The organism is Pseudovibrio sp. W74, assembly GCF_001623085.1.
Lineage (GTDB): Bacteria > Pseudomonadota > Alphaproteobacteria > Rhizobiales > Stappiaceae > Pseudovibrio.
This window is the reverse complement of the sequence record NZ_LMCJ01000046.1, coordinates 1-19,528: the sequence shown is the minus strand read 5'-3', so window position 1 is coordinate 19,528 and position 19,528 is coordinate 1. Positions and strand designations below refer to the sequence as shown.

General features: G+C 51.8%; 16 protein-coding genes. 10 read left to right on the top strand and 6 right to left on the bottom strand.

Features of this window, described 5'->3' with window-relative positions; all coding sequences use genetic code 11:
• Positions 1–554 (top strand): YbfB/YjiJ family MFS transporter (locus PsW74_RS29455; protein ID WP_208988080.1); only part of this gene is annotated, 554 nt, incomplete at its 5' end.
• Positions 555–601: 47 nt separating this feature from the next.
• Here PsW74_RS29455 and PsW74_RS20350 read toward each other — a convergent pair.
• Entirely contained in the window at positions 602–1,471 is an 870-nt protein-coding gene (locus PsW74_RS20350) for a branched-chain amino acid aminotransferase (RefSeq protein ID WP_063288151.1), read from the bottom strand.
• Between the two features lie 566 nt (positions 1,472–2,037).
• Here PsW74_RS20350 and PsW74_RS20345 point away from each other — a divergent pair.
• On the top strand, positions 2,038–2,700 hold the full coding sequence (locus PsW74_RS20345; RefSeq protein ID WP_057465857.1) for a haloacid dehalogenase type II: 663 nt from the start codon (positions 2,038–2,040) through the stop codon (positions 2,698–2,700).
• 231 nt (positions 2,701–2,931) lie between these two features.
• Positions 2,932–3,795, top strand: coding sequence for a DMT family transporter (locus tag PsW74_RS20340; RefSeq protein WP_208988079.1), 864 nt, complete (start codon positions 2,932–2,934; stop codon positions 3,793–3,795).
• Positions 3,796–3,870: 75 nt separating this feature from the next.
• Here PsW74_RS20340 and PsW74_RS20335 read toward each other — a convergent pair whose 3' ends face one another.
• Both PsW74_RS20335 and PsW74_RS20330 read right to left on the bottom strand, forming a co-directional pair.
• The gene (locus PsW74_RS20335) at positions 3,871–4,452 is read right to left on the bottom strand and encodes a TIGR00730 family Rossman fold protein (RefSeq protein WP_063288149.1); all 582 of its coding nucleotides are present in this window, start codon (positions 4,450–4,452) and stop codon (positions 3,871–3,873) included.
• 97 nt (positions 4,453–4,549) lie between these two features.
• Positions 4,550–5,938: a dipeptidase gene (locus tag PsW74_RS20330; protein ID WP_063288148.1), complete on the bottom strand. Its 1,389-nt coding sequence runs from the start codon at positions 5,936–5,938 to the stop codon at positions 4,550–4,552.
• Positions 5,939–6,316: 378 nt separating this feature from the next.
• Here PsW74_RS20330 and PsW74_RS20325 point away from each other — a divergent pair, with 378 nt between their 5' ends.
• The gene (locus PsW74_RS20325) at positions 6,317–6,706 is read left to right on the top strand and encodes a DUF2780 domain-containing protein (RefSeq protein WP_082597153.1); all 390 of its coding nucleotides are present in this window, start codon (positions 6,317–6,319) and stop codon (positions 6,704–6,706) included.
• A 123-nt stretch (positions 6,707–6,829) separates the two neighbouring features.
• Here PsW74_RS20325 and PsW74_RS29910 read toward each other — a convergent pair whose 3' ends face one another.
• Complete coding sequence (locus tag PsW74_RS29910) at positions 6,830–7,531, bottom strand: LuxR C-terminal-related transcriptional regulator (RefSeq protein ID WP_057465853.1); 702 nt, start codon at positions 7,529–7,531, stop codon at positions 6,830–6,832.
• 747 nt (positions 7,532–8,278) lie between these two features.
• Between PsW74_RS29910 and PsW74_RS20315 the strand changes: the two genes are divergently transcribed.
• From PsW74_RS20315 to PsW74_RS20290, 6 genes are all read left to right on the top strand, one after another.
• The gene (locus PsW74_RS20315; RefSeq protein ID WP_208988078.1) at positions 8,279–10,273 is read left to right on the top strand and encodes a methylmalonyl-CoA mutase family protein; all 1,995 of its coding nucleotides are present in this window, start codon (positions 8,279–8,281) and stop codon (positions 10,271–10,273) included.
• On the top strand, positions 10,273–12,438 hold the full coding sequence (scpA, locus tag PsW74_RS20310; protein WP_063288146.1) for a methylmalonyl-CoA mutase: 2,166 nt from the start codon (positions 10,273–10,275) through the stop codon (positions 12,436–12,438). The genes PsW74_RS20315 and scpA overlap by 1 nt, the downstream gene beginning before the upstream one ends.
• A gap of 305 nt (positions 12,439–12,743) precedes the next feature.
• Entirely contained in the window at positions 12,744–13,595 is an 852-nt protein-coding gene (locus PsW74_RS20305) for an SDR family NAD(P)-dependent oxidoreductase (protein ID WP_063288145.1), read from the top strand.
• Positions 13,596–13,825: 230 nt separating this feature from the next.
• Complete coding sequence (locus PsW74_RS20300; protein ID WP_057465850.1) at positions 13,826–14,146, top strand: heavy metal-binding domain-containing protein; 321 nt, start codon at positions 13,826–13,828, stop codon at positions 14,144–14,146.
• A gap of 142 nt (positions 14,147–14,288) precedes the next feature.
• Entirely contained in the window at positions 14,289–15,287 is a 999-nt protein-coding gene (meaB, locus tag PsW74_RS20295) for a methylmalonyl Co-A mutase-associated GTPase MeaB (RefSeq protein WP_057465849.1), read from the top strand.
• Between the two features lie 19 nt (positions 15,288–15,306).
• Positions 15,307–16,677 carry a TIGR03808 family TAT-translocated repetitive protein gene (locus PsW74_RS20290; protein ID WP_063288144.1) on the top strand — a complete coding sequence of 457 codons (1,371 nt, stop codon included), beginning with the start codon at positions 15,307–15,309 and terminating at the stop codon, positions 16,675–16,677.
• A 34-nt stretch (positions 16,678–16,711) separates the two neighbouring features.
• Here PsW74_RS20290 and PsW74_RS20285 read toward each other — a convergent pair whose 3' ends face one another.
• Positions 16,712–17,734 carry an asparaginase gene (locus PsW74_RS20285; RefSeq protein WP_063288143.1) on the bottom strand — a complete coding sequence of 341 codons (1,023 nt, stop codon included), beginning with the start codon at positions 17,732–17,734 and terminating at the stop codon, positions 16,712–16,714.
• 219 nt (positions 17,735–17,953) lie between these two features.
• The gene (locus tag PsW74_RS20280) at positions 17,954–19,126 is read right to left on the bottom strand and encodes an aminotransferase (protein ID WP_063288142.1); all 1,173 of its coding nucleotides are present in this window, start codon (positions 19,124–19,126) and stop codon (positions 17,954–17,956) included.
• Positions 19,127–19,528: the final 402 nt, after the last annotated feature.

Below are 19,528 nucleotides of genomic sequence, written 5' to 3'. Positions count from 1 at the left end.
CCAAGCCACTGAACCTGAGCGCGTGGCGATTGATCTTTGCTTACGGCAGCTTCGGTTTTGGCTACGTCATCACCGCCACATTCCTCGGCGCATTGGCTAGTTCGACGCCTGAGCTGGCGCCAATGAAATCCCTTGGTTGGCTGCTTGTTGGACTTGCGATCATCCCTTCCGTTTTCTTTTGGGAGAAACTGGCAGTCTGTATCGGTTATGGCCGTGCAATTGCAGTCGCCTGCACACTTGAAGCCATTGGCGTGGCTTTGAGTGTTCTGACGCCGACTATCGCCGGGCTTTCAGCAGCTGCAATCCTGTTGGGTGGGACGTTTGTTGGCATTACATCGATCGGGCTTGTTGAGGCGCGTCGTCTTGCAAGTTCTAACCCTCGCCAAATTGTCGGCCTGATGACCGCTGCCTTCGGTTTAGGCCAGATGTTTGGCCCGAGCTTTGCCGGTTATCTCTATGAACTGAACGGCGACTTTTTGCTCGCCTCGCTTGTGGCTGCTGGTGCTCTCATTCTTGCTGCTTTGCTCACGATCAAGCGTTTCACACCGGCATAAAAAAGGGAGGCGACAGCCTCCCTTTAAAACAAACAATCCCTATGGGGTTATGCAGGCACTTTAGCGTGCGCAAACTCCCAATAGAATTCTCTTGCTTTGGCAGCAACAGGACCATGATCCATTGTGCGATCTTCCAGTTTGTGAACTGGAACCACCTTGCCATAATTGCCAGTCGAGAAGATCTCATCCGCTTCAAGGAAGTCCTTAAAGGTCAGCGTTGTTTCATGCACATTATAGCCAGCACTGCTGAGCAGTTTGATAATGCGCTGGCGGGTGATGCCATTCAGGAAGGTGCCATTCCAGTAAGGGGTAAGCACCTCACCATCCTTGACCATGAAGATGTTGGCTGAGGTCAGCTCTGCAACATTGCCCAGAGCATCCAGCATGATCGCATTGTCAAAGCCACGAGACTTTGCTTCGCGCGATGCACGTGCATTGTTTGGGTACAAGCAGCCAGCTTTCGCATTCACTGGCATGGATTCCATTGTTGGCCGGCGGAATGGAGACAATGTCAGGCTGTTGGAAGCACCTTTGGGCGGCATTGGAGCTTCAAACAGGCACATGCAGAAACGAGTAGAGTCCGGATCACCGTCAATGATGCCAGGACCATCGTGTTCAGCCCAGTACATCGGACGGATGTAAACTGCTTCGTCCGCTTCAAACTTGGTCATGCCTTCTGTCGCGAGTTCAACCATCTCTTCAAAGCGCATGGTTGGTTTCATACCAAGGTTTACGGCAGACCGGTTCAGGCGTTCACAATGCAAGTCAAGGTCAGGCATAACGCCTTCAAATCCACGGGCACCATCAAATACGTTCGAACCCAACCAAAAAGAATGCGTACGCGGACCGATCAGTGGTGGATTGCCCTCGTACCATTTGCCTTCAACCCATGTCCGAGTCTTCGACATTTCGGCCATAATTAATCTCTCCTCAAAAGTCGGCTTATGAGCCTGAAAGGCCCCGCCCAATTATCTATTGTCAGTCGACCTGAGAATTCAAATGGGGTCAACCATACTCTCGACAAAGAAGACAAAGCACCAAGGTGCGGTCATCACGCCCAACACAAACGTGCTCAAAGTTATATCCCGCAGCTATTTTAGCTCTGAAGCGCAACTAAATGTCACTGCGCGCGAATAAATAGTGAGAAAACGCAATTAGATTGCGGCTTGTGACTTGCGTGTAGTTTTTAGGCTTGACGCCTCTTCTTTGTTCTTTTGCACAGTTTTAACGCAATCGTGTTTTGAGGACTTTTGAGATTGCCGCAACCTTTGTGAGAGCTGGCTAAAGATTCTGGCCGTGTTTTGTGCGTGTACGAGCAATTTTGGAGTGAAATGTTGTTTTCATGGAACAATTGTTAAATTTTTGCGCCCAAAGCATAGGGGGCACGTATTTACCATGCCTTGACGAACACGCATGACATCGCTTTCTTAGAGGTATTGGAATTTGCCAATCTTGACGCTTGGTGCAAAGCCGGAGAGCAGAGATGAGCCACTCAGTTTATGTTTTTGATGCCTATGGAACTCTTTTTGACGTGCATGCTGCCGCCAGAAAACACATGGGTGCTGTGGGTCCTGAAGGCAAAAAGCTCTCATCCATCTGGCGTGAGAAGCAGCTGGAATACTCCTGGGTTCGTTCTCTTATGGGGCAGTATGTAGATTTCTGGGAGCTGACAGTTCAGGCTCTGGACACTGCATTTGCGCTTGTACCAGAAGCAAACAAAAGCGCACGCGATGAGCTGTTGGCCGCGTATTGGGAATTAGATTGCTATCCGGAAGTCCCTCAGCTGCTGAAAGATCTGCGCGAACGCGGTTCCAAGCTTGCGATCCTTTCAAACGCTCCTATGAAGATGATGGATGGCGCTCTTAAAAACGCTGGTATCACGGATTCTTTTGACGAGGTCTTCTCAGTTGATCCGGTGCAAACCTACAAGCCGCATCCAGATGTTTATGATCTTGTGACAACTCATTTTCGTATGTATCCAGAAGCGATTTCATTCCAGTCCAGCAACCGCTGGGATATCGCAGGTGCAACAAAGTACGGTATGCGGACGGTCTGGATTAATCGCTCCCAGATGCCGGACGAATATGCAGACCTGGCGCCATCGGCTGTTTTGAAAGACCTGAGTGGGCTTCCTGCGTTGGGTTGAACCTTGAGTGCACCTGACCCTGAATTGGCATAAACCTCATTACAGGCCTATTTTCTGTGGCCATCTGAGCTCAAACTCAGCTGGCTCAGCGAATAAACTTGCTCTTAGCCCGTGCAGGTTTCATATTTGTGGCGGCTTTGAGGCCAAAACCAATTTCAGAGTAGAAGCAATCGGCGTTACTTAGACTTCATGTTTCATGGATTTAAAAGTGGAAGCAAAGGCCACGCGCTTGTGAGCCTGGTTGCATTGGGTTTGGGTGCCGTCTGTTTCGGAAGCATCCCGTATTTTGCAAAGATTGGCTTTGCTGCTGGCATTTCACCCGGCGCTGCAGTTCTCTTGCGTTACATTTTGCCAGCCGTGTTGCTTGCTCCTTACCTGCCACAAGCGCTTAAATCCGGCCCAAGCAGCCGACATTATGTGCTGTTCGGAATGATTATGGGTCTTGGGGCATGGAGCTATTTTTATGCTCTGAGCATGCTACCGATCTATCTGGCAGCTAGTCTGTTCTTCTCCTATCCTGCGCTTCTGGTGATACTAAGAGCTCTTGGCGGCGAAAAATTGAGAAGCAGTGACAAGCTCACACTAGGACTGGTGTTTGGCGCACTGCTGATTATCATTGCCTCAACACCTTTGCCTGATGTGGATTTTATTGCAGTTGCAATCGGGTTGATTGGACCATTGTGCTATGGCGGTTTGCAGATGGTTAGCCGTAAAACGCCGAGTTACCTGCCTTCTTTGTCCATTGCCGCCTGTATTTTTGCCGGGGCGGTTTTGACAGCAGTTCCTTTTGCTCTTGTCGAACTCAAGGTGTGGCATGGTGAAGGTTCCATGCCGAGCACCTTGCCAATTCTAGGGCTGGCACTGATTGCAGGATTGTTGCCACAGCTTTTGCTTGCCTATGGAAGTTCTGACAAGTCTGGCAGGAAGACAGCCTATACCACCGGTTTCATTGAGTTTGGATTGGCTATCCTGACAGGGTATTGGGTCTTTACTGAACCTTTAGGTGTTGGGCAGGCCGTTGGCTTCGTCTTTTTGCTGGCTGCACTTTACCTGACAAACGAACCTTCTCGCCTTCCACGGTATCTGCAGGACTAGAGCATGCTACGCTTATTTTCATTCGCACATCATGCTTTAATCAAGCGATATTCAGTCCTGCAGAGTGTCAAACCATCAAGTTTCAGCGCGCGTGATCCACTTATGGCCAATCGGCGCCTGATAGTTTTCAATCTGATCCAGCAGCTGGGTCGGATTGTCACCAACCAACAGCATCTCACGATGTGTTTTCTTCATGAACGCTTCTTCTTCCATGAAGTCCAGAAATGCCAGCATGCGCCCGTAAAAACCGTTTGCGTTGTATAGACCGCATGGCTTGTTGTGGTAGCCGAGCTGCCCCCATGTCCAAACCTCAAAGAGCTCTTCCATAGTGCCTATGCCGCCTGGCAGTGCCACAAACGCATCAGACAGATCAGCCATCATCGCTTTACGCTCGTGCATAGAGCCGACAATGTGGAGATCCGTCAGGGATCTGTGTGCCAGTTCTTTTGCTGCAAGTGCTTCTGGCAAGACACCAACGACTTCACCGCCAGCTTCCAGCGCTGCATTTGCAACGACACCCATCAATCCGACCTCAGCACCACCATAAACGAGACGATTGCCACGCTTAGCAATTTCGGTGCCCAAAACGCGGGCGGCAGCTTCATATTCCGGACGTTTCCCGATTGATGATCCGCAAAACACGCAGATAGATGCCATTTCAATTCTCCAGTCGGCTGAGCCCAAAATACAACTTCAATTCAAAGCTTCTGGCTCTGAACTAAACAGTCCAGAGCCAGAAATTTTCAATGGCTTATTACTTCGCCAGCTCTTCCAGAACACGCGCCCAGGAACGGATGCCTTTGTGGAAGCTCTTCAGCTCGTACTTTTCGTTTGGTGAGTGAATCTGGTCTTCATCCAGACCGAAGCCGATCAGCAGGCTGTCCATGTCGAGCGTACGCTTGAAGCTGCCAACAATCGGAATGGAACCACCGCAGCCAACCAAAGCCGCTGGCTTGTCCCATTCAGCAGTGAGCGCAGCGCGGCCTTTGGCCAGAGCTGGTGCGTCAAAGTCCATGCGCAGCGCACGATCGCCGCCATGCGGGTGCAATTCCAGCTCAAAATCCGCTGGAGTTTTGGACTTGAGGTAAGAGTGGAATGCAGCTCTGATTTTCTCAGGATCCTGATCGCCCACCAGACGGAAGGAGATTTTTGCGTGTGCTTCTGCAGGGATAACTGTTTTGAAGCCGGCACCAGTGTACCCGCCCCACAAGCCGTTTACCTCACAGGTTGGGCGTGCCCAGATCTGCTCCAAGCCAGAGCGGTCTTTTTCCCCGCCAAGATCTTTCAGGCCGATACCGCCGAGGAACTCCTCAGTAGAGAAGCCAAGATTGTCCCACATTTCTTTGACGTCTTCCGGCAGCTCCAGAACGCCATCGTAGAACCCAGGAAGCGTTATACGCCCGGTTTCATCGCGCAGGCCAGCAACCATATCAGAAAGGACGTGAAGCGGGTTGCGTGCTGCGCCCCCATACATACCGGAATGAAGGTCTTTGCTTGGACCCTTCAGGGTGATTTCTTCACCAACCAAACCACGCAGCATGACGGAGATTGCAGGAGTATCTTTGTCCCACATGGAGGTATCACAAACGAGTGCCAGATCTTTAGACAACTCTTCTTTGTTTGCATCCAGGAATGGCTGAAGGGATGGAGAACCGCTTTCTTCCTCACCTTCGAGCAGAACAGAGATGTTGATCGGAACATCACCAGATTCTTCAACCCAGGCGCGGACAGCTTCAACAAAGGTCATCAACTGGCCTTTGTCATCATTTGCCCCACGAGCGACGATCATTTTAGAGCCGTCTTCACGGGTAACAATCTGCGGATCAAACGGGTCTGCGTTCCAAAGCTCAATCGGATCGACTGGCTGCACATCATAGTGACCATAAAACAGAACGTGTGGGCCCGGCTTTCCATCAGCAACACGATGACCAACAACCATTGGATGGCCAGTGGTGTCTCTGACCTCTGAAGGAATGCCAATTGCAGTCAGTTCTTTAGCCATCCATTCAGCTGCTTCGCGGCAATCCCCTTTATATTCAGGATCAGTAGAAATGCTTTTGATGCGCAGGAGGTCAAACAACCGATCGAGACTTTGATCCAAATTTTGGTCAATACGATCAAGGACTTTGTCGAGATTCGACATGGTTCATTCCTTTGTAGTGCAGGCTCGTGTGTATCACCTGTAAGATGGGATAGGACGCAGGTCACTGCGTAGATATGAGGCTGTTAGAAGCTCTAACATAATTTCCAAAGTCAAAGCTACGGCTTTGCCTTGGTAACCACTTGTAATTCCGCTGCACTGTTTAAGCGGGTCGGTTAAACTCTTTTAAGGTGCGTGAGCGATACTTTGTACAACGAAGGCACCTAAGAGGCCATGCGATACAGAATTTGAAGGAAACACACGGGATTAGGCCTGTTCTTTAGTGATGGTAACACAGAGTTGCCCTGCGCCTGTTTCGTTGTCTCTAACATTGCACCCAATGATCACTATATTAGATTCATTAGGGGACAGGAGATTACAATGCACGTACTTGTTGATCGCATTACCGAAAGAACCGGACTGGATCCCGAGAAGGCTCAACCTGCTGTTGGGATTATGTTGAATTTCATCGCCAAAAACAGCAGTAAAGAAGAAGTCGAGGCATTGCTTGAGGCCTTCCCTGCTGCTGAGGGATTTCTTGCTATTGATGAAGCCACTGAGAACAAGGGGCTTCTGGGCGGCCTTGCCAGCAAAATGAATGCAAGTGTCGGCGTATTGGCTGCCTTGAATGAGATGACCAGCCTTGGCCTCTCAGTTGAAGAAATTCAACAGGTCGCGAAAGAAACCGTTCAATATACTCGCGAAAAAGTCGGTCCAGAAATGACAGATGAAATCGTCGCTCGTGTGCCAGGGCTTGCTGAAATTACATAGAAGCCTCTTGTGAGGTTCATCAGCCCTCACAAGTATGCGCCTTTGCATATAACTCAATCACGCAAAAAGCAGACGCATTTGAAATGAGCCTGCTTTTCACCAGAACTGAGAGAACGTTTTTGGTCAGATTTTGATCTGCCCGTAACGCAATGCCTCAACCACAGTGTGGGTCTTATTTGATGCATTGAGCTTGGCACTTGCGTTTTGCAGGTGCGCATGAACCGTTCTTTGTGAAATCTCCAGAAGTTCCGCAATCTCATGGGCAGTTTTGCCCAGCGCAGTCAGTTCCAGAACACGACGTTCGCGTGCAGACAGATCTCCCGGTCTTTGATCAGAGATCACGCCCAGTTCAAACAAGCGCCGGAACGCTGCCGAGCATACTATTTCCAGTGATGCCAGATCATAAGGTTCAGCGGCGATTTGATGCCCTGCACCAACCACCATTGCCTGAAACGGATGAAGGGCATCCACCGGGATCACCATGACCCGCGCACCTTCACCAATTGCTGCAAAGAGCTCGGAGTTGCCCGTGTCCGTGCTGGACACTGACCAGACGACCGGACGGTTGCCGGATAATCCCAACATCAACGCACTGTCACCAGCACTCAGCGTTGTCCGCTCGACACCGCCGTTTCTTTCATCAGGCCATCTGAACCTATGGACCAAACTGTCAATTGTCCTGTTTGGCATAGGTAGACCTGTGATCAGGATATGGGACGCACCCAGTCGCCTTAAATAGGACTCCACAATATCCAGAACCGGTTTCGCTGCCCGTGCTTCTGAAATCGCTTTTACCTTTGCTTCGATATCTGAAGTATCGTTCATTTGCCCTGCCTTCCCGTTTCTATCCGCCTGGCACTCGCTCGGGTGCTGCTGGATTGAAGACGCACTTGCCCACCTGACATACCGAAGGCATGCCAACTAACTTTCGCAAACCGATGGTTTGCGCAGGTAAATTCGAAAACTCTTCATTTTGAATGGTTATTCAGCGCAGGACTGCATCATCGCGGAGTTATGGCAGTTGCCTTATCTCATGCTCAGAAAATATATTGCACGCCTGTTAATCGCTGTTTTTTGTAGTTTGCTGGCAATTCTTTGAGTTGCCTCGCTTCTACAAGATGTAACCATCTCTTGTATTTTGCATTACTCTTAGACCACTTGTTATTACAGCAATCTCGGCAATACCGTCATTCTCATTTTCGGAGGTAGATCAACTGACCTCCAAGTATTCAGAGTACTTGTAAATAGTGGCCCCACTGTTGCCCCAGAAACGCATTACCCTAACAGTTTAACTAGGAGCTATTTCGCAGAAACTCCGAAATATCTATAGTAAGAGTACGAAACTACTGCTTAGCTCTCGGCAATAGTAACAGCGTTACATGCCCTAGGGTCAATTGCGACAAGTTTAGGATAAATTAAGCTAATGCGAAAACTGTCCAACCATTGTCACATCAGTAGTTCTGCAATTTACGCAGTGTTTGAGGCAGTTGTTTTCCAATCTCGTCCTAACGCATAGCTTGAAACCATCAAAGGTTCCTTCGTATAAAGTTATCAGAAGGACATGGGATGGACATGCAAAACATTGATTTTCCAAGCAATTTCCTAGAAGCGACGCACAGCGACTGGGAAGCATCTGCTCTGCGTGCCCTCAAAGGCGCGGCACTGGATGCATTAAACACACCAATTGCCGGCGGCCTTGAGAATAAGCCATTATACCAAGGGCGCACGGACAGTGCTCCACTGCAATTGAGGGAGCGCTCTCACCCTTGGAAGATCATTCAGAGAAGTGATCATCCCATCGTTTCCGAGGCCAACGCCCAGATGCTCGAAGACCTTGAGGGCGGTGCTGACAGCATCGAGCTGGTTCTTCCTGCCTCCCCGCGTGTTCTGAGTGGCGGACTGAGTGTTCAGCGCATAGATGATATGCTGAGGCTCCTTGAGGGGGTCAAACCTGACCTGATCGATTTCCGCCTTGAATGTGGTTATGAAGGCAGCGCAACGCTCGCGCTTCTCGTTGAAACCTGCAAGCGTTTGGGTATTGAGCCAAACCAGCTGACTGTTCATGGTGTTTCCGATCCGTTGAGTGTGTTTGTCAACTCCGGGCGGGTTCGTAACTCCTTTGAGCGGCTTGAACTGCGTGCTCAGGATCTTGCGGGATACGCCCGCAACAACGGTATTCAGGGCAGTCTCTTGCGCGGTGACGGGCGTTGTTATCACGATGCGGGTGCCAACAGCGTTCAGGAACTTGGCCTCATCCTTTCCAGCCTGCTCTATTATATGCGTACGCTGGAAAAAGGCGGTGTGCCTGCTAAAGACCTTCCAAAACATGTTTCAGCCTGCCTGAGTGCAAGTGCTGACCAGTTCGGCACCATCATCAAAGCCCGTGCGATGCGCCAGATCTGGTCTCGTTTGCTGGATGCTGCCCAGTTGCCATCCCTGCCGCTCCATCTTCATATGGAGACCAGCTGGCGGATGATGACCAAGCGCGATCCCTGGGTGAATATGCTGCGCACCACAGTTGCTGCGTTTGCTGCCGGGATTGGCGGTGCTGACAGCGTGAGCGTTCTTCCATTTACAAGTGCTCTTGGTTTGCCGAATGCATTCGCGCGGCGTATTGCGCGAAACACGCAGCTCATTTTAATTGAAGAAAGCAATCTGGCGCAGGTGAGCGATCCTGCAGCCGGAAGCGGTTTGGTTGAAGAGCGCACTGAAGACCTCGCCAATGCAGCTTGGTCGTATTTCCAGAAGATAGAGAAAGAAGGCGGGGTGCTTGCAGCACTGGCATCTGGCGTAATTCATTTTGATGTTACGACAGCCAGACGTGAAGAGGACAAGTTGGTCGCAACAGGTCGTCATCCGTTGACCGGCACAAGCGCCTTCCCGAACCTTGGCGAGCTTGATGTTGACGTGCTGAAAGCGGATGCTGACCAGATTGGTGAGATCGCAACACGCATGGACCTGCCAGAGCCAAGCACAGATGGGCAGTTGCTTGAGGCGGTTGCCAAAGCATTGACTGAGGGGGCCGGTCTTGTTGACATTCAGGCCAGCCGTAAGCAACTGGGTGACAATGATTGTCAGGCTCTGAAGCTTTCTCGTCTGGCGGCACCATTTGAAAACCTTCGGGACAAAGCCGAGGCTTTCCAGGAAACGCAAGGCAATCCGCCGAAGGTCTTTTTAGCAACGCTTGGACCGGTTGCTCAGCATACTGCTCGTGCAACATTTGCAACCAACTTTTATGCAACTGGTGGGTTTGTCAGCGGGGGTGGCAAGCAGTTTGACAGCCTTGATGACATGATCGCCTGTTTCCGCATCAGCGATGCCAAGGTTGTGTGTTTGTGCTCCTCTGACAAGGTTTACGAGGAACAGGCTGTTGCCGTTTTGAAACAACTGAAAGCTGCCGGTGCTAAACGCGTTACGCTGGCCGGACGTCCGAAGGATCTTCTTGCTGAGCTGACTGAGAATGGCCTTGATGGAACCATATACCAAGGCTGTGATATGCTTGCTGAACTGAAGACATGTTTTGAAGTGGTTGGCGTTTCGCTGGCTGATGAAGTGGAGGCAATTTGATGAGCTTGTTTCCTGACTACACCCAGATTGAATACAAAGACTGTGCCGTGTCGGCCTCCACTGACGCGCAAGCCACATGGAACACGCCAGAAGGTATTGCTGTTAAGCCTGCTTATGGGCCAGAAGATCTTGATGGTCTGACGCACCTGAACACCTGGCCAGGTCTGCCGCCGTTTATGCGCGGACCATACCCAACCATGTATGTGCAGCAGCCATGGACTGTGCGCCAGTATGCCGGGTTCTCGACTGCGGAAGATTCCAACGCCTTCTATCGCCGCAATCTGGCTGCTGGACAAAAAGGCCTTTCCATTGCGTTCGATCTGGCAACCCACCGCGGGTATGACAGTGATCACCCACGCGTTGCCGGTGATGTGGGCATGGCGGGTGTTGCCATTGACTCCATCTATGACATGCGCACGCTCTTTTCCGGCATTCCACTGGACAAGATGAGTGTGTCCATGACCATGAACGGCGCGGTTCTGCCCGTTATGGCGCTTTACGTGGTGGCTGCCGAAGAGCAAGGCGTGCCTTCTGAGAAGCTTTCCGGGACCATTCAGAATGACATTCTGAAAGAGTTCATGGTGCGGAATACCTATATTTATCCGCCCGTGCCTTCCATGCGCATCATCTCCGATATTTTTGCCTATACATCGGAAAATATGCCGAAATTCAACTCGATCTCCATTTCCGGTTATCACATGCAGGAAGCAGGTGCGACGGCTGATCTGGAGCTGGCCTTTACCATTGCGGATGGCATTGAATATGCCCGCGCTGGTGTGGCAGCAGGCATGGATATTGATGCTTTTGCCCCTCGCCTGTCCTTCTTCTGGGCGATTGGTATGAACTTCTTCATGGAAGTTGCCAAACTGCGTGCAGCACGCCTGATCTGGGCAAAGCTGATGCAGGAGAACTTCCAGCCGAAGAACCCGAAGAGCCTGTCGCTGCGGACACACTCGCAGACCTCCGGCTGGTCTTTGACGGCACAGGATGTGTTCAACAACGTCATCCGCACCACCGTTGAAGCTATGGCAGCAACACAGGGGCATACACAATCTCTGCATACCAATGCTTTGGATGAAGCTTTGGCGCTGCCGACTGACTTTTCTGCTCGGATTGCACGTAACACTCAGCTGTTCCTGCAGCAGGAAAGCGGTACCACCAAGACCATCGATCCATGGGGTGGCTCCTACTATGTTGAGCGCTTGACCGCTGATCTGGCCTCCAAAGCACTGAAGCACATTGAAGAGATTGAAAGCCTTGGCGGTATGGCGAAAGCCATTGAGAAAGGCATTCCGAAGCTTCGTATTGAAGAAGCTGCTGCAAAAACGCAGGCCCGCATTGACAGCGGCCACCAGACCGTTGTTGGCGTGAACAAGTTCCGCCCTGACCGCGAAGAAGAACTTGAAGTTCTGAAAGTGGACAATGAAGAGGTTCGCGCCAAGCAGATTGAGAAGCTGAACCGTTTGCGTGAAGAGCGCAACGAAGAGGAAACTCAGGCCGCGCTTAAGGCTCTTGAGGATGCAGCTCGCTCCGGCGAAGGCAATTTGCTCGACCTTTGCGTGAAGGCTGCGCGTGTGAAAGCTTCTGTTGGTGAAATGTCTCTGGCAATGGAAAATGCGTTTGGTCGCCATAAAGCGGAAATCAAATCCATTGCTGGCGTTTACAAGCGCGAGGTTGGTGAAATGTCTGAGAGCATCTCCAAAATTGAGCAGCTGGTTGAGGCGTTTGAAGAAAATGACGGTCGTCGTCCGCGTATTCTTGTTGCCAAGATGGGGCAGGATGGTCATGACCGTGGGCAAAAGGTGATCGCCTCTGCCTTCGCTGATCTTGGCTTTGATGTAGATATCGGCCCCTTGTTCGCCACACCTGAAGAAGCAGCCCGTCAGGCGGTTGAAAACGACGTTCATATTGTTGGCGTTTCCTCCCTTGCCGCAGGTCACCTCACCCTCGTCCCTGCTTTGAAGAAAGCACTGGCTGATGAGGGACGCGAGGACATCATGATTGTTGTGGGCGGCGTGGTGCCTCCGCAGGATTATGACGAGCTTTATGCATCTGGTGCCTCAGCGATCTTCCCTCCAGGGACTGTAATCTCCGAGGCCGCCGAAGGGCTCATCCACGAGCTCAATGGCAAGCTTGGCTACGAGCCGCAGCAAGCGGCAGAGTGAGAGCTGACAAGCACTCCCGCAGTTGATGACTATTTATAGTGAAGCCTGAAGGCGAGACTTTTGTTCTCGCCTTCAGGCTCTTCAACATCGCTGAACCCTATTGGTAGATAGGCAAGTCAGCTTTGCCCGAACACCTCCCCCAAAATTCGTTATCTCCTGCTGCGCCAGATGGTCGTGACAGACCGGCTGTCAGATGCGTGCGATCTGTGCTGCAATGAACCCTTAATGAATAAAGCTCATACAGGTGAGGTAGAAAGAGCAGGTCTCTTTCCATAATAGAACTTCCAGTCATGAGGCGAACAACAATGTTTAAAGAAGCTCTTGAACTCGGTGGTTTAGCGGTCGTTACTGGTGCAGCAAGTGGTGTCGGCAAAGCATCTGCCCTTCGGTTTGCCCAACAGGGATTAGGCGTAGTTCTTGCAGATCTGCCCGGACCGCGACTTGAGGAAGCTGTAAAGGACGTTCGCGCTGTTGCTTCCAGTTCTGCGAGCGTGTTTGGTGTTCCCACAGATGTCTCTGATGAGAGCCAGGTGAAAGCCTTGGCCGACAAAGCCTTTCAAGCTGGTGATGTGGCCGTTCTTATGAACAATGCCGGGATTGAAATTCCATCTTCAAGCTGGGATGAGATGGAGAATTGGCGGCAGCTCATCTCGGTCAATCTGTTTGGTGTAATCCACGGCGTTCATGCTTTCCTGCCGCGCATGGTGGACGCAAACCGCCCGTCTGTTGTGGTCAACACAGGCTCAAAACAAGGGATCACGACACCTCCCGGCAATCCTGCCTACAACACGACCAAGGCAGGCGTTAAAGTCATAAGTGAACAGCTTTGCCATGAGCTCAGAGAGGCAAATGCGCCTATTTCAGTGCACCTCTTTGTACCAGGCTTTACTCACACGGGTATAAACATGGCCCAATACCCGGATAAGCCGAAGGATGCGTGGACCAGCGAGCAAACGGTTGACTACTTCCTCCAGCGTATGGCTGAAGGTGACTTTTATATTCTGTGTCCCGACAATGCTGTAGACTCCAACACCGACAAGCTACGGATCGCCTGGGCAGCTGGTGATATTATCGAAAACCGCCCGGCTCTTTCACGTTGGCATCCAGACTATTGCGAAAAGTTTACCAGTTTCCAGAAAGCTGGGAAGATCAGGTAGTCCTGCATGACATACATGCCATCGCGAGTTTGCTGATGCTTGTTGGAGTTGTCTTACCAAAATTGCGGGCGCAAATTGCAAGCTCTGGAAATTTAAAGATCCTTTCCTACATGAGATAAGCGCCCATACGTTTTATGGGCTCGGGCACTTTGATCATAGCTTGTTGGTTTTGATTGAACGGATTGATGTGTGTCTGGCTGAGGGCCACGGCACGGATTTGAGGATGACATATGCTTACTACGACCACTAACACTCTCGATGGCAAAGAGATTTCCGACTACAAGGGAATTGTTCACGGTGAAGCAATTCTGGGTGCGAACGTCTTTAAAGACCTGTTTGCCGGTATTCGCGACATCGTCGGTGGTCGTTCCGGCGCCTATGAGGGTGAGCTGAAGAAAGCCCGCCAGATTGCACTGCATGAGATGACTGAGGAAGCGGCTCGCTATGGCGCAAATGCTGTGATTGGCATCGACATCGATTATGAGACTGTTGGCAGCAACGGTTCTATGCTGATGGTGACCGCAACCGGTACTGCTGTCACCTATCGCTAACGCGTTTTTCTTTGCGTATCCTTCCTGAAGAACTGGCGCAGGGTTCTGCTCTGCCCCACAACTTCTCCAAGTCGCTGACTTGCAAAGGGGCGTCATCTGTTCAAGGTTGGCAGGAGAGATTCTTCTGACCGGATTTATTTGAATGAATGCACGCCTCGCTTCTTCCAGAGACAACATTGATGATCTTGCCGAGCGGCTGCTGAATGGGCAGCGTGCTGCGCTTGCTCGTGGTATAACGCTTGTTGAATCCAAGAAGCCAGCGCATCGTGAGCAAGCCGAAGCGCTGCTGACCAAGGTGATGGGCTCCACCGGGAATGCATTCCGCATTGGTATCACTGGCGTTCCAGGCGTTGGCAAATCCACCACCATTGACACCTTTGGCTCCAATCTCACAGCAGCCGGGCACAAAGTGGCAGTGCTGGCTGTTGATCCATCTTCAACGCGCACTGGCGGTTCTATTTTGGGTGATAAGACCCGTATGGCCCAGTTGGCTATAGATCGTAATGCCTTCATCCGTCCTTCTCCTTCAGCCGGTACACTTGGCGGTGTTGCTGCCAAAACCCGCGAGAGCATGCTTTTGTGTGAGGCGGCTGGGTTTGATGTGATCCTGGTTGAGACTGTGGGCATCGGGCAGTCCGAGACGACCGTTGCGCAGATGGTTGATTTCTTTCTCGTGCTGATGCTGCCGGGTGCTGGGGATGAGCTGCAGGGGATCAAGAAGGGCGTGCTGGAGATTGCCGACCTTATTGCCGTGAACAAGGCAGAAGGTGACGGGCTGCTGCGGGCGCGGTCTGCGGCATCTGAGTATCGTGCCGCCCTCAATATTCTTGCACCGCGATCCAAGCACTGGTCTCCTCCAGTCCTGACGGTTTCCGGCCTTGCCAATGAAGGCCTTGATGAGGTGTGGGGACAGCTCGGCATCTTCAAAGAACGGATGCAGGCGAGCGGTGACTGGGACAGCAAACGTGCTGAACAGCAGCTTGCATGGATGTGGGGCTTGCTGAACGAGAAGCTTCAGGCGGCTTTGAAGGCAAACCCGGACATTCAAGCGGCGCTGCCTGATGTTGAAAGCGCGGTGAAATCCGGCAATCTGCCCGCAACGGCTGCGGCGAGTAAGCTGGCGAGCTTGTTCGGTATTTAAACCAGCGTTGGGGGACAAAATGACTGAGGATCAAGAGAGACTTTCACGACGTGCCCTTCTTGGTGCTGGTGTCATTGCCGGAACTGGAACGCTTGTGGCTGCTCAGGACGCGCAGGCGGCAATGCCTTTGAAGCCGGTGATTGTGGAGTTTCCTGCATCTCCTTTGCAGCAAGATATCTCTTACACACTGCAAGCCGCGATGAATGAGACCGCAGCGCAAGGGCAGATCCTTCAGCTTGGTGCTGGCAATTTCTTCTGTTCGAATCTCTCTCTGCCCAGTGGGCTGAGCTTGCGCGGCGTGCCCGGACATACACGTCTGGTGCTTAATGGAAGTGGCCCTCTTCTGCAGGGTATTCAGGCTGATCGTATTTGCCTGAGCGATCTTATTTTTGATGGCAATGCCCTCTCTCTTTCTGAAGAGGCTTCGGCGCTGCTGTGGTTTTCTCAGTGTGAGCGGCTTGTTCTCAATTCCTGCGAAATAACCAAGAGCAGCAAGTCTGGTCTGGTGCTGGAGCAGTGTTCAGGCTCTGTTATTGGTAACCACATACATGCAATCGAAGATGTTGCTCTTCTCAGCTACAATGCTAGTGCACTTCGGATTGAGGGGAATATCGTTTCTGATTGTGGCAATGGCGGTATTCTGGTGCATCGGTGGTCAGAAGGGCATGATGGCTCGATCATTGCGGGCAACCAAATCTCCAACATCGCGGCACGAAGTGGCGGGACTGGCCAGAATGGCAATGGCATCAATGTGTTTCGGGCGGATAATGTCACCATCTCCAACAACAAGGTGAGTGACTGCAAGTTCTCAGCAATCAGAGCCAATGCTGCGTCTAATGTTCAAGTGCTTGGCAACACCTGTCATCGTTCTGGCGAGGTGGCTTTGTTTGTCGAGTTCGGTTTTCAGGGCGCGATTGTCAGTAATAACCTGATTGAAACAGCGGCTAACGGGATTTCCATTACCAACTTCCGTGAGGGTGGTCGTCTGGCCGTGTGCTCCAACAATGTATTGCGCGACATTACTGGCACTGGGCCTTATGCGAAGGACAATCCAACCTTTGGGGTTGGTATTGCGGTTGAGGCAGATACCAGTGTGACTGGCAATGTTGTCGAGGATGCGCGGGTTATTGGCATTAATCTGGGTTGGGGGCCGTATATGCGTAATTTGATTGCAGCTCAAAATAATGTGCGCTCTGCCCCGGTTGGCATTGCCGTCAGCTTTGCAGCTGAAGGACAAATTGCGCTCATTTCCCAGAATATCATTGCAGACTGCGCCGTGAATATCGCTGGCTTCAAATGGGATGAACAGGTGAGCGGCGATCTGGCAGTTTCAACGGAGGATCTGCCACACTCCATTCGTGTGACAGACAATCTTGTCAGTGCAGTTTAGGTGAGGCGGCAGGAGACGGAGCCCCTGCCTTGCATCACATGGCGTTCAGAAGACGCTTGAAGTCTGCAACAGGGCGTACTTCGCCGACGAGAACATCGCGGCGGTTCTTCAACTGCTGGTGTTCCCAGGCGTTCAGGCCTTTTTCTTCTTCATCAGAAATATCCAGAAGCGATCTGATGGTGGATGCCATCATCACCTCAGCACCGCGCACGGAGCCGTCTTCACATTTCAGCGTCACGCCGAAGCCAAGCTCTGGCAAGGCTGCACAGAAGACACCCTCTGCGCCAACTTTTACGAAGACGCGACCTTTGAAGATATCCATGATCTCGGTGCAGAAGCGGTTTTTGCCCGCGACCATGTATGGCTCGTTGACGCACGCCTCGTAGAGCGTTTCCGCTGCACTGGCGCGGACCGGATCGAGGCCAACACCTGTTGCAAAGCGGGCAAAGGCCAGCGCTGTTTTCTGTTGGTCCATGGCGTAGGTCGGGATGGAACAGCCATCTGTGCCACATACATCACGGGCCAGAATACCACCGCTCATCTGTTCCAGAACGTTGCGGATTTCCATCTGAACAGGGTGATCAAAATCGATGTAGTTTTCGGTTGGAATGCCGAGGGTCTTGGCCATGGCCAGGAAGCCGGCATGCTTGCCAGAACAGTTGTTGTGCAGCTGGCATGGGCTGTCATCGGTCTTCACAAGGCCAACGCAATCATCCATGTGCTTTGGCCATTGTGCGCCACACAGCAGGTCTTCTTCTGTCAGGCCCGCTTTGAAGAGCATGATGCGTGCGGAGTTGGCATGGGTCTCTTCGCCGTTATGGGAGGCGCAGGCCAGAGCCAGTTCGGCATCGTCAAAATCGAGGGCTTCAGCCGCGCCGGATTCCACCATTGGAATTGCCTGAAGAGCTTTGATCGCGGAGCGCGCAAAGATGCCCTGCTCCACGTCACCTGCGCTGAATGCCAGCTTACCATCGGCATCAACAATAGCGATTGAACCACGATGACGGCTCTCGACAGTGGTGCCACGTGTCACTTCGACGAGTACGGGATTATCCATTCACTCAAACTTCCAAGGGTTGGATTACAGGCTAATTGATTAATTGCGGAAGGCTGTCAGTCGTCCTTGCCTGACCAAGCAGCTCCGGTTAGTTGTCGTCTGCATACTCTATTTTTGAGCGCAGAGCTACTTTTGCGAATTTGTCTTTATTTTTACGCGTATTCCCGAAAGCCAGAACTGCCTATCAGAGAAGCAGCGTCTTCAGTTTGGTGCGAGCCCTTATGAAACCGCCAGTTCTCCCATCCAGACGCGCAAACGACCCAGAGCTTCCTGCAGGACTTCATCTTTTTTGCAGAAACAGAACCGGACGAAGGTCTGTGGGCCTTTGGTGCCGTAAAATGCTGATATCGGAACGGCGGCAACACCTGCCTGTTCCACCATTTTCTGGCAGAACTCCACGTCATTGCCCTTGAAGCCAAGTGGAGAGAAGTCGCAGGTGACAAAGTAGGTGCCTTCGCACGGCAGCACCTTAAAGCCCATGTCTTCAAGTGGTTTGGAAATCAGGTCACGCTTTGCTCTCAGGTCGTCTTCCAACGAGGTGTAGTAGTCATCTTCTTTGCTCAGGCCGTAGGCGACTGCTTTTTGCAGGTTTGGCGGTGTGGTGAAGGTGATGAACTGGTGCGCTTTGGCAATTGGCTCCAACAGGTTTGGATCGGCTGTGATGTAGCCGACTTTCCAGCCTGTCAGTGAAAACGTTTTGCCCGCAGAGCCGATGCGGATGCAGCGATCACGCATCCCCGGTAGGGTCATGAGTGGTTTGTGCTTGTCGTCGGAAAAGACGATGTGTTCGTAGACTTCATCGCAGATCGCATAGCAATCAAACTCCAGGCACAGGTCTGCGATGAGTTGTAGTTCCTGCGTGGAGAAGACCTTTGCGCTTGGGTTCATTGGGTTGTTGAGCAGAATGGCCTTTGTTTTGCTGGAGAACGCCTGGCGCAATATCTCTTCGCGCAGCTCCCAGTTTGGCGGTGTTACCTGCACGAAGACCGGGGTGGCGCCTGCCCGTTTGACCAGCGAGAGATAGCAATCGTAAAGCGGCTCAATGAGGATGACTTCATCACCCGGCTCAACCAGCGCACAGATGCTGTCTGCCAGCGCTTCAGTGGCGCCTGAGGTGACGAGTACTTCGCTCTGCCAATCTACATCCAGATCATAGAAGCGCTTGTTGTTGTCCGCAACGGCCTGTCGCAACGCCGGGACGCCCAGCATGGGCGGATATTGGTTTGGCCCTTCTATCAAGGTGTCAGCCGCAACCTGTCTCACATCCTGCGGGCCGTCTACATCCGGAAAGCCCTGCCCCAGATTGATGGCCTGATGTTCCATTGCCAGACGCGACATGCGCTCAAATACCGTTGTTTCTATTCCGGTAAATACTGAGTTTGTCGGTTTCATCCAGGGTGCTCCTTGCCTGACACGCTTCTTCGCAGGACGACAAGCTAACGATTAGGCGGCATCCTGCAAAGTCTGCATTAGATGCATTTCCTGCGTATTTCCACATAAAGCGGTTTCATCTATTGCGGATTTTTATGCTCAAACCGTTTCTCAGGTTTCAGCGATACGCTTTGGAAATGCAGAAGCACCAATAGCACCACATGACCTCTCATGCAGTGTTGAGCTAGGGTTCCCGAAAGTGGGATGAGCAAGGCGGCAGGCAATACCTGCGCTACTTGTTAGTAATGAGTCTTCGGCATCAGCTACACGCCTTGCCCGGGCTTTCTTATAATGAACTACGTCGCCTCTTTTGCCTATAAGGCACGATAGCCGGTTTCCCGGAAAGAAAGTGGCTTATCCAGA

Bases quoted from the DNA above. Each gene is read 5' to 3' on its own strand.
- PsW74_RS20350 (WP_063288151.1), bottom strand. From the start codon at position 1,471: ATGGCCGAAATGTCGAAGACTCGGACATGGGTTGAAGGCAAATGGTAC.
- PsW74_RS20345 (WP_057465857.1), top strand. From the start codon at position 2,038: ATGAGCCACTCAGTTTATGTTTTTGATGCCTATGGAACTCTTTTTGAC.
- PsW74_RS20335 (WP_063288149.1), bottom strand. From the start codon at position 4,452: ATGGCATCTATCTGCGTGTTTTGCGGATCATCAATCGGGAAACGTCCG.
- PsW74_RS20330 (WP_063288148.1), bottom strand. From the start codon at position 5,938: ATGTCGAATCTCGACAAAGTCCTTGATCGTATTGACCAAAATTTGGAT.
- PsW74_RS20325 (WP_082597153.1), top strand. From the start codon at position 6,317: ATGCACGTACTTGTTGATCGCATTACCGAAAGAACCGGACTGGATCCC.
- PsW74_RS29910 (WP_057465853.1), bottom strand. From the start codon at position 7,531: ATGAACGATACTTCAGATATCGAAGCAAAGGTAAAAGCGATTTCAGAA.
- PsW74_RS20315 (WP_208988078.1), top strand. From the start codon at position 8,279: ATGCAAAACATTGATTTTCCAAGCAATTTCCTAGAAGCGACGCACAGC.
- scpA (WP_063288146.1), top strand. From the start codon at position 10,273: ATGAGCTTGTTTCCTGACTACACCCAGATTGAATACAAAGACTGTGCC.
- PsW74_RS20305 (WP_063288145.1), top strand. From the start codon at position 12,744: ATGTTTAAAGAAGCTCTTGAACTCGGTGGTTTAGCGGTCGTTACTGGT.
- PsW74_RS20300 (WP_057465850.1), top strand. From the start codon at position 13,826: ATGCTTACTACGACCACTAACACTCTCGATGGCAAAGAGATTTCCGAC.
- meaB (WP_057465849.1), top strand. From the start codon at position 14,289: ATGAATGCACGCCTCGCTTCTTCCAGAGACAACATTGATGATCTTGCC.
- PsW74_RS20290 (WP_063288144.1), top strand. From the start codon at position 15,307: ATGACTGAGGATCAAGAGAGACTTTCACGACGTGCCCTTCTTGGTGCT.
- PsW74_RS20285 (WP_063288143.1), bottom strand. From the start codon at position 17,734: ATGGATAATCCCGTACTCGTCGAAGTGACACGTGGCACCACTGTCGAG.
- PsW74_RS20280 (WP_063288142.1), bottom strand. From the start codon at position 19,126: ATGAAACCGACAAACTCAGTATTTACCGGAATAGAAACAACGGTATTT.